At 70.5% G+C, this 14,554-nt stretch carries 14 protein-coding genes; 10 read left to right on the top strand and 4 right to left on the bottom strand.

The features are described 5' to 3' along the window. Positions 1 to 88 precede the first annotated feature (88 nt). The 4 genes from rplU to proB all read left to right on the top strand — a co-directional run bounded on the left by rplU (position 89) and on the right by proB (position 3,350). Positions 89 to 400: a 50S ribosomal protein L21 gene (rplU, locus tag AC1MEY_RS12795; protein WP_264036031.1), complete on the top strand. Its 312-nt coding sequence runs from the start codon at positions 89 to 91 to the stop codon at positions 398 to 400. 15 nt (positions 401 to 415) lie between these two features. Continuing rightward, the gene (gene rpmA / locus AC1MEY_RS12790) at positions 416 to 712 is read left to right on the top strand and encodes a 50S ribosomal protein L27 (protein WP_480230982.1); all 297 of its coding nucleotides are present in this window, start codon (positions 416 to 418) and stop codon (positions 710 to 712) included. Positions 713 to 801: 89 nt separating this feature from the next. Further along, complete coding sequence (gene obgE / locus AC1MEY_RS12785; RefSeq protein ID WP_480230981.1) at positions 802 to 2,250, top strand: GTPase ObgE; 1,449 nt, start codon at positions 802 to 804, stop codon at positions 2,248 to 2,250. Then, positions 2,247 to 3,350 carry a glutamate 5-kinase gene (proB, locus tag AC1MEY_RS12780; RefSeq protein WP_480230980.1) on the top strand — a complete coding sequence of 368 codons (1,104 nt, stop codon included), beginning with the start codon at positions 2,247 to 2,249 and terminating at the stop codon, positions 3,348 to 3,350. The genes obgE and proB overlap by 4 nt, the downstream gene beginning before the upstream one ends. On the opposite strand, the gene AC1MEY_RS12775 is transcribed toward proB, so the two are convergent. After that, positions 3,347 to 3,976, bottom strand: a complete 630-nt coding sequence (locus AC1MEY_RS12775) for a TetR/AcrR family transcriptional regulator (protein ID WP_480230979.1) — start codon at positions 3,974 to 3,976, stop codon at positions 3,347 to 3,349. The two genes, proB and AC1MEY_RS12775, sit on opposite strands and share 4 nt — an antisense overlap. Positions 3,977 to 4,041: 65 nt before the next feature. On the opposite strand from AC1MEY_RS12775, the gene AC1MEY_RS12770 reads away from it, so the two are divergent. Further along, positions 4,042 to 5,310, top strand: a complete 1,269-nt coding sequence (locus AC1MEY_RS12770; RefSeq protein ID WP_480230978.1) for a cytochrome P450 — start codon at positions 4,042 to 4,044, stop codon at positions 5,308 to 5,310. On the opposite strand, the gene AC1MEY_RS12765 is transcribed toward AC1MEY_RS12770, so the two are convergent. Continuing rightward, a complete protein-coding gene (locus AC1MEY_RS12765) occupies positions 5,300 to 6,133 on the bottom strand; it encodes an NAD-dependent protein deacetylase (protein WP_480230977.1) in 834 nt (277 codons plus the stop codon). The two genes, AC1MEY_RS12770 and AC1MEY_RS12765, sit on opposite strands and share 11 nt — an antisense overlap. A gap of 103 nt (positions 6,134 to 6,236) precedes the next feature. Between AC1MEY_RS12765 and AC1MEY_RS12760 the strand changes: the two genes are divergently transcribed. After that, positions 6,237 to 8,279: an NAD(+) synthase gene (locus tag AC1MEY_RS12760; protein WP_480230976.1), complete on the top strand. Its 2,043-nt coding sequence runs from the start codon at positions 6,237 to 6,239 to the stop codon at positions 8,277 to 8,279. Positions 8,280 to 8,321: 42 nt separating this feature from the next. Then, positions 8,322 to 9,128 (top strand): GntR family transcriptional regulator, encoded by an 807-nt coding sequence (locus AC1MEY_RS12755; protein ID WP_480230975.1) that lies wholly within the window; start codon positions 8,322 to 8,324, stop codon positions 9,126 to 9,128. A gap of 6 nt (positions 9,129 to 9,134) precedes the next feature. Here the strand turns inward: AC1MEY_RS12755 and AC1MEY_RS12750 are convergent, their stop codons facing one another. Both AC1MEY_RS12750 and AC1MEY_RS12745 read right to left on the bottom strand, forming a co-directional pair. Beyond that, positions 9,135 to 9,962: an enoyl-CoA hydratase/isomerase family protein gene (locus AC1MEY_RS12750; protein WP_480230974.1), complete on the bottom strand. Its 828-nt coding sequence runs from the start codon at positions 9,960 to 9,962 to the stop codon at positions 9,135 to 9,137. Next, a complete protein-coding gene (locus AC1MEY_RS12745) occupies positions 9,959 to 10,861 on the bottom strand; it encodes a ribokinase (RefSeq protein ID WP_480230973.1) in 903 nt (300 codons plus the stop codon). The genes AC1MEY_RS12750 and AC1MEY_RS12745 overlap by 4 nt, the downstream gene beginning before the upstream one ends. Positions 10,862 to 10,917: 56 nt before the next feature. Between AC1MEY_RS12745 and AC1MEY_RS12740 the strand changes: the two genes are divergently transcribed. From AC1MEY_RS12740 to AC1MEY_RS12730, 3 genes are read left to right on the top strand one after another with little or no spacing between them, the layout of a single operon-like run. Beyond that, positions 10,918 to 12,174, top strand: a complete 1,257-nt coding sequence (locus AC1MEY_RS12740) for a glutamate-5-semialdehyde dehydrogenase (RefSeq protein ID WP_480230972.1) — start codon at positions 10,918 to 10,920, stop codon at positions 12,172 to 12,174. A 16-nt stretch (positions 12,175 to 12,190) separates the two neighbouring features. After that, positions 12,191 to 13,063, top strand: coding sequence for an AAA family ATPase (locus tag AC1MEY_RS12735; RefSeq protein ID WP_480230971.1), 873 nt, complete (start codon positions 12,191 to 12,193; stop codon positions 13,061 to 13,063). Between the two features lie 9 nt (positions 13,064 to 13,072). After that, positions 13,073 to 14,518: a vWA domain-containing protein gene (locus tag AC1MEY_RS12730; protein ID WP_480230970.1), complete on the top strand. Its 1,446-nt coding sequence runs from the start codon at positions 13,073 to 13,075 to the stop codon at positions 14,516 to 14,518. Positions 14,519 to 14,554 lie beyond the last annotated feature (36 nt).

Here is a 14,554-nt window from a genome sequence, read left to right as displayed (position 1 = left end):
ACACCGAGGATCCGCGAACCAAGACCCACGCACGCATGCCCTCGGGCAGCGCGCGCCCGCAACACAGACGTAGAGGATGACGACAACGATGGCGACGTACGCAATCGTCAAGACCGGCGGCAAGCAGTACAAGGTCGCGGTCGGAGACATAGTCAAGGTCGAGAAGCTGGAACTCGAGGCCGGCGACTCGGTGTCGCTGCCCGTGGCGCTGGTCGTCGACGGTGCGAACGTCACCACGGCCGCCAAGGACCTGGAGAAGGTCGCGGTCACGGCTGAGGTGCTCGAGCACACCAAGGGCCCGAAGATCCGCATCCACAAGTTCAAGAACAAGACCGGCTACCACAAGCGGCAGGGCCACCGGCAGAAGCTGACGGTCGTCAAAGTCACCGGAATCAAGTAGTAGGGGAGCGAACCAATGGCACACAAGAAGGGCGCTTCCAGCTCACGCAACGGTCGCGATTCGAACTCACAGCGCCTCGGCGTGAAGCGGTTCGGCGGCCAGGTCGTCAAAGCTGGCGAGATCATCGTTCGTCAGCGCGGCACCCACTTCCACCCCGGCGTGAACGTCGGCCGCGGTGGCGACGACACCCTCTTCGCGACCGCTCCTGGCGCCGTGGAGTTCGGCGAGAAGCGCGGACGCAAGACGGTCAACATCGTGCGCATCGCGCGGCCCGGGACCGAGGTCCCTGCCGGCGCCACTCAGGAAGCCTGACCACCCGAGGACTTTCCGCGAACGTGAAGCTGCTGCGAGTTCTCCCAGGACGTCTCAGCACATAGCTTCACCATCGGGAAGGACTCAGGATGCCTCGTTTCGTCGACCGCGTCGTCATTCATGCGCGGGCGGGTACCGGAGGCCACGGCTGCGCCTCGGTGCACCGCGAGAAGTTCAAGCCACTCGGTGGTCCCGACGGGGGTAACGGCGGCAACGGTGGCAGCATCGTGTTCGTCGTCGATCCGCAGGTTCACACGCTGCTCGACTTCCACTTCCACCCGCACGTGGTCGCGCCGTCGGGCAAGCAGGGGATGGGCAACAACCGCGACGGTGCGGCCGGTGCCGACCTCGAGGTACGCGTCCCCGACGGCACGGTCGTCCTCGACGAGGACGGCCGCCTGCTCGCCGACCTGGTCGGCGAGGGCACCCGGTTCGATGCGGCGTCCGGTGGCCGTGGCGGCCTCGGCAACGCCGCCCTGGCGTCCCGCGCCCGCAAGGCGCCCGGCTTCGCGCTGCTCGGCGAGGAGGGCCAGACCCGTGACCTCACCCTCGAACTCAAGACGGTCGCCGACGTCGGCCTGATCGGGTTCCCGTCCGCAGGCAAGTCGTCGCTGGTCTCGGTGATCTCCGCGGCCAAGCCCAAGATCGCCGACTACCCGTTCACCACGCTGGCACCCAACCTCGGCGTCGTGTCCGCCGGTGACAACACCTTCACCGTCGCCGACGTCCCCGGGCTGATCCCCGGCGCGTCGCAGGGCCGCGGACTCGGACTCGAATTCCTCCGCCACCTCGAGCGGTGCGCCGTGCTGGTCCACGTCGTGGACTGCGCGACCATGGAGCCCGGGCGCGATCCCATCTCCGACATCGAGGCGCTCGAGGCCGAACTCGCCGCCTACACCCCGACGCTGAGGGGCGATTCGACGCTCGGCGACCTCGCCGACCGTCCGCGCGCCGTGGTGCTCAACAAGATCGACGTGCCCGACGCGCACGACATGGCCGACTTCATCCGTGACGACGTCGCCAAGCGGTTCGGCTGGCCGGTGTTCGAGGTGTCCGCGGTCCGTCGGGATGGGCTGCGGCCGTTGATCTTCGCGTTGTGGGACATGGTGGCCACGTACCGTGCCGCGCTGCCCGCGGTGGCGCCGCGCCGGCCGATCATCCGCCCGGTCGCCGTCAACGACACCGGTTACACGGTCACCTCCGATGGTGAGGGCGGCTACGTGGTGCGCGGCACCCGGCCCGAGCGGTGGGTGTCGCAGACCGACTTCACCAACGACGAGGCCGTCGGATACCTCGGCGACCGGCTCGCCCGGCTCGGGGTCGAGGAGGAGCTGTTCAAGCAGGGCGCTCGCCCCGGCTGCGCGGTCACCATCGGCCGGATGACGTTCGACTGGGAGCCGCAGACACCCGCGGGCGTCGACGTCACGATGTCCGGACGCGGCACCGACATCCGGCTCGAGCAGTCCGACCGGATCGGCGCCGCCGAGCGCAAGGTCGCCCGCAAGGAGCGTCGCCGCCCCGATGGCGACGACGAGTGACGAGTGCACACCGCGACGCAGTCCGTTCGGCGCGCAGTGTCGTCGTCAAGGTGGGAACCACAGCGCTGACCACGGCGTCGGGTGAATTCGACGCCGGACGGCTCGAAGCCCTCGCCGACGCCATCGAGGCCCGCATGGCGGCCGGCTCCGACGTGGTGATCGTGTCCTCGGGTGCCATCGCGGCGGGGATGGAACCGCTGCGACTCACCAAGCGGCCCACCGACCTCGCCACCAAGCAGGCAGCCGCCAGCGTCGGGCAGGTCGCCCTGGTCAACGCGTGGAGTGCCGCGTTCGCCCGCTATCGGCGCACGGTGGGACAGGTCCTGCTGACCGCCCACGACATCTCGATGCGGGTGCAGCACAACAACGCTCAGCGGACCCTCGATCGGCTGCGGGCGCTGCACGCCGTGGCGATCGTCAACGAGAACGACACCGTCGCCACCAACGAGATCCGGTTCGGCGACAACGACCGGCTGTCCGCGCTCGTCGCGCACCTCGTCGGCGCAGACGCTCTGATCCTGCTGTCCGACATCGACGGGCTGTACGACTCGGACCCGCGGAAGTCGGACGCGCGCTTCATCTCCGAGGTCGCCGCGCCCGACGACCTCGACGGCGTGGTGGCCGGTGGCGGCAGTCGCCTCGGCACCGGCGGAATGGCCTCGAAGCTCTCGTCGGCGCTCCTCGCGGCCGACGCCGGGGTGCCTGTGCTGCTGGCCGCGGCCGCGGACGCGGCCACCGCACTGTCCGACGGATCGGTGGGCACCGTGTTCGCTCCACGGCCCGAACGGATGTCGGCCCGGCGGTTCTGGGTGCGCTACGCCGCGGAGTCGACCGGTGTGCTGACCCTCGACGACGGTGCGGTCCGCGCGGTGCTGGAGAAGCGCAAGTCGCTGCTGTCGGCAGGCATCACGGCGGTGTCGGGCCGGTTCCACGGCGGCGACGTCGTCGAACTGCGGGGATCCGACGAGGTGACGGTGGCGCGCGGCGTGGTGGCCTACGAGGCCGGCGAACTCGCCACGATGATCGGACGATCCACCTCTGACCTCCCCGCCGAGATGCGCCGACCGGCGGTCCACGCCGACGACCTCGTCGCGGTCTAGGGCACCTCCAGATACAGAGCGCCCCAGATGATCTGGGTCAGGCTGTCGGCCAGCTCGGAGTCGTATGACTCGGGACGGCCGGGCAGGTTCTGGTGGCACGCCCGCTCCACCATCCAGGTCAGCGTCGACGCCGTCGTGGCGGGCGCAAGTTCGCGCCGGATCACGCCGTCGGCCTGGCCGTGCTCGATCACCGACGTCAGCCGGGCGGCGATGCCGGTCAGCAGTTCGGCGTAGGTGTCGCCCACCTGCGGGTCGTAGGCCGACATCTCGGCCAGCGCGATGAGCAGGGGCTGATGGTGGCGGTAGGCGGCGATGATCGCTGTGACCGCCGCGTGGGCATCGGCGGACCGTCGCCGCTCCGCCACGCTCCACCACCGTTCCGCGGCGTCGGCCAGGTCGCCGAACACCTGACCGGCCAGTCGGCGCAGCAGGTGCCCCTTGTCCTCGAAGTAGACGTAGAAGCTCGCGCGCGAGATGCCCGCTTCGGTCGCGAGGCGGTCGACGCTCAGCTCCGTGAAGCTGGCACCCGCAGCCATCAACCGGTCGGTGGCGTCGAGCAGTTGGCGCTCGATGCGCTCGCGCCGCTCCTGCCTGCCGGCCTGCGGCTTGCGGGTCACGGACGACATCGTCACAGCGTAGCGGCGCACACACACCTTGACTAGACACAGTGTCTAGTCATATCGTCTGCGCCATGACCGTGACGCCGCTCACAACCGACGCCGCCCGCGACTACGACCCGATCGACCTCTCGTCGCGGGCGTTCTGGGCCACCACCGCCGTCGACCGCGAGAAGTCCTTCGCCGTGCTGCGCGCCGAGCGTCCGGTCAGCTGGCATCCGCCGGTCGAGGATCCGATCATGGAGGATCCCGACGACCCGGGGTTCTGGGCGGTCACCCGGCACGCCGACATCGCCGCCGTCAGTCGCGACAGCGAGACGTTCCTGTCCGGTCGGGGGGTCATCTTCGAGACCGTCCCCGAGGAACTGCTCGAGGCCTCGCAGAGTTTCCTCGCGATGGACGATCCGCGGCACACCCAGATCCGCAAGGTGGTGCACTCGGCGTTCACGCCGCGCCAGGTGCGCCGCATCGAGGAGTCGATCCAGCTCAACGCCCGGGCCATCGTCGACGAGCTGCGCGACGCCGGAAGCGGATCCGACTTCGTCACGCACTGCGCCAAGGAACTGCCGATCCGCACGCTGTCCGACATGGTGGGCATCCCGGAGTCGGAGCGGGAGCAGGTGGTCACGGCCGTCGACTCGATGGTGTCATGGGCGGACCCGATCTTCCTCGACGGCCGCAACCGGCTCGAGGTCCTGATCGGCAGCCAGATGTACCTGCACCAGGTCGCCGGCGCGCTGGCCGCGGACCGGCGCGCGAACCCCGGGGACGACCTGATCAGCGCGCTGGTGCACGCCGAGGTGGACGGCGACCGCCTCACCGATGCGGAGGTGGCGGCGTTCTTCGTGCTGCTCTCGGTCGCGGGCAACGACACGACCCGTCAGACCGTCAGCCACGCGGTGAAGGCGCTCACCGACTTCCCCGCGCAGCGCGCATGGCTCGCCGCCGACTTCGACGACCGGATCGGCACCGCCGTCGAGGAGTTCGTCCGGTGGGCGACGCCCGTCATGACCTTCCGGCGGACCGCGGCCGTCGACTGCGAACTCGGCGGTCGGCGGATCGCCGCGGGGGAGAAGGTCGTGATGTTCTACTCGTCGGGCAACTACGACACCGACGTCTTCGACCGACCCGACGTCCTCGACCTCGGCCGCAAGCCCAACCCGCACGTCGGCTTCGGCGGCGGGGGACGGCACTTCTGCCTCGGTGCGCACGTCGCCCGGGCGCAGGTGCGTGCTCTGGTCGGGGAACTACTCACCCAGCTGCCCGACCTGGCCGCGGGAGAACCGGACTACGTGGAGGGCAACTTCGTGCACGCCATCCGATCCCTGCCGGTCACCTTCTAGCGACCTCGGCCAGTTCGTCGGCCAGCAGGGCCAGCAGTTCGGAGCAGCCGCCGTCCACCTTGACGGTGGCGAGGGGGTCGCCGCGGGTGGCGCCGCGGTTGACGATGGCGACGGGCTTGCCCGCCGCGACCGCGTGGCGGACGAACCGCAATCCGGAGAACACCGTCAGCGACGAACCCGCGACCAGCAGTGCGTCGGCGGCGTCCACCAGCGAGAAGGCTTCCTGCACTCGAGCTTTGGGCACGCTCTCGCCGAAGTACACGATGTCGGGCTTGAGCATGCCGCCGCAGTTCGGGCAGTCGACGAAGCGGAACGTCGAGGTGTCGGTCACCGTGGCGTCGGCGTCCGGTGCGACGGCGATACCGCCGACGCGTTCGGCGCGTTCGATGAAGCCGGGGTTGAGTTCCTCGAGCCGGTCGGCGAGGTCGGCCCGCGACATCCCCGAGCCGCAGGAGAGGCAGACCACCCGCGCGTAGGTGCCGTGCAGGTCGACGACGTTGCGGCTGCCCGCCTTGGTGTGCAGCAGGTCGACGTTCTGGGTGATGACGCCGTGCACCACCCCGGCCCGCTCGAGTGCGGCCAGCGCGCGGTGGCCCGCGTTGGGCAGCGTCGCGGCCATGTGCCGCCATCCGATGTGGTTGCGCGCCCAGTACCGCTGCCGGTACTCCCGATCCGAGGTGAACTGCCGGATGGTCATCGGGTTGCTCGGCGGCGAGTCCGGCCCGCGGTAGTCAGGGATGCCGGAGTCCGTCGACAGTCCGGCACCGGTCAGTACGGCGAGGCGTTGACCTGCGAGCAGGCTGACGAGATCCGGAGCGTCCACTCCATCCAGGATAGGCGCGCCGGTGCGGTGGCCGACGCCGATCGCCGGGGCGGTGCATGTCTCCGCGCTTTCCGGGCAATGATGGTCGCATGAGGTCGAACCGATGAGCTTCTACTCCGCCTACCGGCACGGCTTCGTCCGGGTGGCCGCGTGTACCCACCACACGACGCTCGCCGACCCGGCCGCGAACGCGGAGTCGGTAGTGGCGCTGGCGCGGGAGTGCGACGCCGACGGCGTGGCGCTCGCGGTGTTCCCCGAACTGACGCTGTCGGGGTACTCGATCGAGGACATCCTGATGCAGGAGGCCCTGCTCGACGCGGTGGAGCGCGGGATCGCCACGGTCGTCGCCGAATCGGCCGCGCTGCTGCCCGTGCTGGTGATCGGGGCCCCGCTGCGGTGGCGGAACAGGATCTACAACACCGCCGTCTTGATCCACCGCGGGACGGTGCTGGGCGTCGTCCCGAAGTCCTACCTGCCGACCTACCGAGAGTTCTACGAGCGCAGGCAGATGGCCCCGGGCGACGACGTGCGCGGGACCATCCGCGTCGGCACCCAGGAGGTCCCGTTCGGGCCGGACCTGTTGTTCGCGGCGACCGATCTGCCCAGCTTCGTGCTGCACGTCGAGGTGTGCGAGGACATGTGGGTGCCGGTGCCGCCGAGCGCGGAGGCCGCACTGGCGGGCGCGACGGTGCTGGCGAACCTGTCCGGCAGCCCCATCACCATCGGCCGCGCCGAGGACCGCAAGCTGATGGCCCGGTCGGCGTCGTCGCGGTGTCTGGCCGCCTACGTGTACGCCGCGGGCGGCGAGGGCGAGTCCACGACCGACCTGGCGTGGGACGGCCAGACCATGATCTACGAGAACGGCGTGCTGCTCGCCGAGTCCGAGCGCTTCCCCAAGGGCGAGCGCCGGTCGGTCGCCGACGTCGACACCGAACTGCTGCGCGCCGAACGCAACCGGATGGGCACGTTCGACGACAACCGCCGCCAGCACGCCGCGCGGGTGGACGGCTACCGCCGCATCGCGTTCACCGTCGATCCGCCGGCCGACGACATCGGCCTGCGCCGCGAGATCGAGCGGATGCCGTTCGTGCCCGCCGATCCCGCTCGCCTCGAGCAGGACTGCTACGAGGCGTACAGCATCCAGGTGTCGGGACTCGAGCAGCGGCTACGGGCACTGAACTACCCGAAGATCGTCCTCGGGGTCTCCGGCGGGCTCGACTCCACCCACGCCCTGATCGTGGCCGCCCGGGCGATGGACCGCGAGGGCAGGCCGCGCAGCGACATCCTGGCGTTCACGCTGCCCGGCTTCGCGACCGGCGACCGCACCAAGGGCAACGCCATCGCGCTGAGCGAGGCGCTCGGGGTCACGTTCGCCGAGATCGACATCCGCGACACCGCGTCTCTGATGCTCACGGAGATGGACCACCCCTTCTCGCGCGGCGAGAAGGTCTACGACGTCACCTTCGAGAACGTGCAGGCCGGTCTGCGCACCGACTACCTGTTCCGGCTCGCCAACCAGCGCGGCGGGATCGTGCTGGGCACCGGTGACCTGTCCGAACTCGCGCTGGGCTGGTCGACCTACGGGGTCGGCGACCAGATGTCGCACTACAACGTCAACGGTGGGGTGCCGAAGACGCTGGTGCAGCACCTCATCCGGTGGGTGATCTCCACCGGGCAGTTCGGCGACGACGTCAACCGGGTGTTGCAGTCGGTCGTCGACACCGAGATCACCCCCGAACTCGTTCCCTCGGGTGAGGACGAGGAGGTGCAGAGCAGCCAGGCCAAGGTGGGTCCGTATGTGCTGCAGGACTTCTCGCTGTTCCAGGTGCTGCGCTACGGGTTCCGGCCGTCCAAGGTGGCGTTCCTGGCATGGCACGCCTGGCGCGACCCGGAGCACGGCGACTGGCCCGCGGGCTTCCCGGAAGACGACCGACCGTCGTACTCGCTGACCGAGATCCGGCACTGGCTGACGGTCTTCGTGCAGCGGTTCTACTCCTTCAGCCAGTTCAAGCGCTCCGCGCTGCCGAACGGTCCGAAGGTGTCGGCGGGCGGCTCGCTGTCGCCGCGCGGTGACTGGCGCGCACCGTCGGACATGTCGGCGCGCACGTGGCTCGACGAGATCGAACGCGAGATACCCGAGGATTGACAACCGCTACGCGCGGAACCCGCTCGTGCGAAGATCACGGCGATGGCCGAGATCAACGACGGTGAGACGCTGGTCAACGCCGACTCCGGCGTGTCACTGCACCGCCAGCTGTACCTCGTGCTGCACGACGAGATCGCCCGCGGCGCCGTCGTGGCCGGGCAGGCGCTTCCGACCGAACAATCGCTGTGCGAGCAGTTCGGCGTCTCCCGCATCACCGTCCGCCGCGCACTGGCCGACCTCGCCGAGGCCGGTCTGATCGAGCGCAGGCACGGCGTCGGCTCCTTCGTGGCCGAGAAGGTCGAGCCGCGCGAGCACGACCCGGCCGGGTCCTACATGGCCGGTCTGCGTCAGGTGGAGTTCGAGACCGAGGTCGAGGTCCTCGAGTGCGAGGTCCGGCCCACCCCGCCCCCGGTGGCGGAGCGGCTGCGGTCCACCGAACTCCGACTGCACGTGCTGCGACTGCGCCGGGCGCGGACGTCGAAGGAGGCGCTGATGGTCACCGAGGCGTGGCTGCCCGCCGACCTCGAGGCCGCACTGACCCCGGCCGCACTGGCCGGGGCGCCGCTGTACCAGCTGCTGTACGGCGCGGGCGTCGGGCTCGAGCGCGTCGACCACGATCTGAGCGCGGAGGTGGCCGGACCGCGGGTCGCGTCGTTGCTCGGCACCGCGATCGGTACCGCGGTGATCCGGGTGAACACCGTGGCGCACGCCGCCGGACGGCCCCACCACTTCCTGTCGATCGCGTTGTCCCCGAACCGGAGTCGCGTGCAGCTCAGCCAGACCGCTGCCGACTTCGAGTCCGGCATCGGCATGGCGATCGCGCACGACGTGCGCCGGCCCATGGCCTGACGCGGACTAGAGCCTGCCCTCGGTGCGGAGGTCGGGGTGCACCCAGTCGGGGGAGCGGCGCTGCTTGAACGCCACGAACCCCTCGGCGGCCTCCGATCCGCTGTACGACGCCTTCATGCCGATCCGGTCGAACAACCCCATGTAGTTGTCGAGGCTCGACTTGATCACCGAACGCGCCCGGGGCGCGGTGCGGCAGACCTGGGCGAGCACCTCGCGGGACGCCGCGCCCAGGTCGTCGTGCGGGACCATCCGCGCGACCATGCCCCAGTCGACGGCTTCCTCGGCAGTCAGCGTGCGCCCCGTGAACATCAGGTCGCGCGTGCGCACCGGGCCGATCATCCGCGCCAGCATCTGGCTGTAGTACGTGTCGGCGATGCCGCGGTACAGCTCCGGCACCCGGAACGTGGCCCGGTCGCTGACCACGGCCATGTCGCTGCACATGGCGATCTGCAGGCCGCCGCCCTGACACAGACCGTTGACCGCCGACACGACCGGCTTCACCGACTGCCGCAGCGTTTCGAACGGCGTGACGTCCATCGACAGGGCCGGCCCGAACGTCATCCAGTCGTCCACGCCGTCGCCGCCGCCGAGGTCGCCACCGGGGGCGAACACGTCACCGGTGCCGGTGATGAGCAGGCCGGCCAGGCTGTCGTCGGTCTCGACGTGCGTGACGGCGTAGCGGATGCCGAAGTACATCGCCGGCGTCATGGCGTTGCGCGCCTCCGGACGGTCCAGCGTCACCACGCCGAACGGACCCTCCCGGTCGAAGCGCAGGAACGGTGTGCCGAGCCAGTCGCCGTCGGGCGGGCGGGGGGTGTTCTCGGTGGTGGTCACGGGCCTCCTCGTTCGTCGTCATCTTCGTCGTCAAGTACGTCATCGAGTACGTCGTCGATGGCTTCGCGGGTCGGCGCGCAGTCGCCCGCGCCGGGGACCAGGGTGGCGAGCGCGCCCGCGGCACACGCCCGGCGCAGCGCGATCTCGGCGCCGCGGTGCCAGTCGGCGGCCAGCACGCCCGCGAAGACGTCGCCGGCGCCGGTGGTGTCGACGGCCTCCACTGCCGGTGCGGGCACCGTCGTGGTCCCCGCGGCACTGCGATGGGTGACGCCGTCGGCGCCGCGCGTGATCACCAGGTGGTCGACGGGCCAGTGCCAGTCACGGGACTCGGCCTCGTTCACCACCACCACGTCGACCGTCGCGGCCAGCGCCTCGAGGTCCTCCGGCGCGGCCGACGGCGACGCGTTGAGCATCACCAGCGCCCCGGCCGACGCGCCGATCCGGGCGGCGGCCAGCACGGTGTCCATCGGGATCTCGAGTTGCAGCAGCACCACGTCGGCGGCGGCGATGACCGCCTCGACGCGGGGTGCGGCCAGGTGCAGGTGGGCGTTGGCACCGGGCGCGACGACGATCGAGTTCTCGGCGCCGTCGTCCACGACGATCACCGCGGTGCCACTGGGCCCGGGCACCGTCAGTAGGCCGTCGAGACCGACTCCGTTGCCCGACAGGTGGTCCCGAAGCTGCGTCGCGGCATCGTCGTCACCGACCGCGGCCACCAGGTCGACGGTGGCGCCGGCCCGTGCCGCCGCCACCGACTGGTTGCCGCCCTTGCCGCCCGGCGCCCACGACGCCGACGAGGCCAGCACGGTCTGACCGGGCAGCGGCAGCGCACGCACCCGCAGCGACTGATCGAGGTTCACGCTGCCCACCACGCACACTCGGCTACCGGACCGCGTCACGGCCTCACCGTAACCCCGACCGGACCGAATGGGCGTTACCTCGATATCCTGGTCGGATGACCGTGCACGCCCCAGCGGGTCCCGACCTGCGCCAGCAGGTGCACGACGCCGCGCGCCGGGCCCGCGTCGCGTCGCGAGTGCTGGGCACGCTGACCTCGGCCACCAAGGACAGGGCACTGCACGCCGCCGCGGACGCGGTGCTCGCCCACGCCGACGCGGTGCTCGAGGCCAACGCCGCCGATCTGGCCGCCGCCCGCGCCGCCGGCACCCCGGACTCCATCCTCGACCGCCTCGCCCTCAATACCCAGCGGATCGACGGGATCGCGGCAGGTCTCCGCCAGGTCGCCGGCCTGCCCGACCCGGTGGGCGAGGTGCTGCGCGGCCGCACGCTGCCCAACGGGCTCCAGATCCGCCAGCAGCGGGTTCCCCTCGGCGTGGTGGGCATGGTCTACGAGGGCCGGCCCAACGTCACCGTCGACGCGTTCGGCCTGACGCTCAAGTCCGGCAACGCAGCACTGCTGCGCGGCAGCTCGTCGGCACGCCACTCCAACGAGGCGCTCGTCGTCGCCCTGCGCGCGGCGCTCGTCGCCGAGGGCCTCCCCGCGGACGCGGTGCAATTGCTGCCCAGCGAGGACCGTGCCACCGTCACCCACCTCATCCAGGCGCGGGGTCTGGTCGACGTCGTGATCCCGCGCGGCGGGGCAGGTCTCATCGACGCCGTCGTCCGCGACGCCACGGTGCCGACCATCGAGACCGGTGTCGGCAACTGCCACGTGTACGTGCACGCGGACGCCGACCTCGACGTCGCGGAGCGGATCCTGCTCAACAGCAAGACCCGTCGGCCCAGCGTCTGCAACGCCGCCGAGACGCTGCTGGTCGACGCCGCCATCGCCGACCGTGCGCTCCCGCGTCTGGTCGGGGCGCTGCAGGACGCCGGCGTGACGGTGCACGCGGACCCGAGCGAGGACGAGCTGCGCAGGGAGTTCCTGTCGATGGACATCGCGCTCGCGGTCGTCGACGGCGTCGACGCGGCGATCGCTCACGTCAACGAGTACGGCACGGGGCACACCGAGGCCATCGTGACCAAGGATCTGGCTGCGGCCGAACGGTTCACCGGCCAGGTCGACGCCGCCGCCGTCATGGTGAACGCGGCCACGTCGTTCACCGACGGCGAGCAGTTCGGCTTCGGCGCCGAGATCGGCATCTCCACCCAGAAGTTGCACGCCCGCGGCCCGATGGGACTGCCGGAACTGACCTCGACCAAGTGGGTGGTGTGGGGCTCACCAGTCACCGGCCACGTCCGCCCCGTCTAACCAGGAGACACGCCACGTGACCGTCCCCACCCGGGTTCCGCTGTTCACCGACATCGACGACGTCGCCACGCGACTGGCCGAGACCGGGTACCTTCCCGACACCGCGACCGCCACCGCGGTCTTCCTCGCCGACCGCCTGGGCAAGCCGCTGCTCGTCGAGGGCCCGGCCGGCGTCGGCAAGACCGAGCTGGCGCGCGCCATCGCGCAGTGCACCGGAGCGGGCCTCGTCCGCCTGCAGTGCTACGAGGGCGTCGACGAGGCGCGTGCCCTCTACGAGTGGAACCACGCCAAGCAGATCCTGCGCATCCAGGCCGGGTCGGGCGACTGGGACCAGACCAAGATGGACGTGTTCAGCGAGGAGTTCCTGCTGACCCGGCCGCTGCTGACGGCGATCAAGCGGACCGAACCGACGGTCCTGCTGATCGACGAGACCGACAAGGCCGACATCGAGATCGAGGGCCTGCTGCTGGAGGTGCTGTCCGACTTCGCGGTCACCGTGCCCGAACTGGGCACGATCGTCGCCGAGAAGCCGCCCTTCGTGCTCTTGACGTCCAACGCGACCCGCGAACTGTCCGAGGCGCTCAAGCGACGCTGCCTGTTCCTGCACATCGACTTCCCCGAACCGGATCTCGAGCGCCGCATCCTGCTGTCCCGGGTCCCCGAACTGCCGGAGAAGGTGGCCGAGGAACTGGTCCGCATCATCGGCGTCCTGCGCGGCATGCAGCTCAAGAAGGTGCCGTCGGTCGCCGAGACCATCGACTGGGGCCGCACGGTGCTCGCGCTCGGGATGGACACCATCGACGACGCGATGGTCGCGGCGACGCTCGGGGTCGTGCTCAAGCACCAGTCCGACCAGCAGCGCGCAGCCGGCGAACTCAAGCTGAACTAGGAGCCGGCCATGGTCGTCCGACGCACTCGCGCCCCGCAACCGCTTGCCCCGCACGGCATCCCGGGCCACCTGGTCGAGTTCGTCGAGGCGCTGCGCGGAGTGGGCATCGCGGTCGGCCCGTCCGAGACCGTCGACGCGGGCCGCGTGCTGGCCACCCTCGGCCTCGGGAACCGGGAGATCCTGCGGGAGGGCCTCGCGTGCGCGGTGATGCGCCGTGCCGAACACCGTGAGACCTACGACGCGATGTTCGACCTGTGGTGGCCCGCCGCTCTCGGCGCGCGGACGGTCGTCGACGACGAGGACGACGCCGCCGAGCAGCCGGACGGTCCGCCGCCGCAGGACGTCGAGGCCATGCGCGACGCGTTGGTCAAGATGCTCGAGAGCGACCCCGACCTGGCGAACATGGACGATCGGCTGGCGGCGATGATCGCCCAGATCGTCGAGTCCTTCGGCCGGTACAACTCCAGTCGCGGACCGTCCTACTCGTCGTATCAGGCACTCAAGGCCATGGCGCTCGACGAACTCGAGGGCCGGTTGCTGGCGGGCCTGCTCGCCGGCTACGGCGACGATCCCAGCCCCACCCAGGAGCAGGTCGCGAAGGCCATTGCGGCCAAGCGCATCTCGCAGCTGCGCCGGATGGTCGAGGGCGAGACCAAGCGGCGCACCGCCGAACAGCTGGGCCGCGAGCACGTGCAGATGTACGGCATCCCGCAGCTGAGCGAGAACGTCGAGTTCCTCCGCGCATCCGGTGAGCAGCTCCGCCAGATGCGCCGCGTGGTGGCCCCGCTGGCGCGCACCATGGCCACCCGCCTGGCGGCACGCCGACGTCGTTCGCGTGCGGGGGAGATCGACCTGCGCAAGACGCTGCGCAAGTCGATGTCCACCGGCGGCGTGCCCATCGACGTCGTGCTCAAGAAGCCGCACCCCGCCCGGCCCGAACTGGTCGTGCTGTGCGACGTGTCGGGCTCCGTCGCGGGGTTCAGCCACTTCACCCTGATGCTGGTGAGCGCGCTGCGTCAGCAGTTCTCCCGGGTGCGGGTGTTCGCGTTCATCGACACCACCGACGAGGTCACCGAGATGTTCGGCCCGGAGGCCGATCTGGCGGTGGCCGTCCAGCGCATCACCCGCGAGGCGGGCGTCTACACCCGCGACGGCCACTCCGACTACGGCCACGCGTTCGTGTCGTTCCAGGAGAAGTACCCGAACGTGCTGTCACCGCGCAGTTCGCTGCTCGTGCTGGGGGACGGACGCAACAACTACCGCAATCCGCAGGTCGACCTCCTCGCGCACATGGTGAACGCCGCACGGCACGCCCACTGGCTCAACCCCGAGCCGAAGCACCTGTGGGGCAGCGGCGACTCGGCCGTACCGCGCTACACCGACGTCATCACCATGCACGAGTGCAGGTCCGCCAAGCAGCTGGCGGGCGTGATCGACTCCCTGCTGCCGGTCTGACCACCGCCGTTCCGCGCCAGCAGGACGCCACCGATC

It is taken from the genome of Mycobacterium sp. PTI7 (assembly GCF_056679845.1).
The sequence above is the reverse complement of the archived record's forward strand: the minus strand, read 5'-3'. Positions and strand labels throughout refer to the sequence as shown.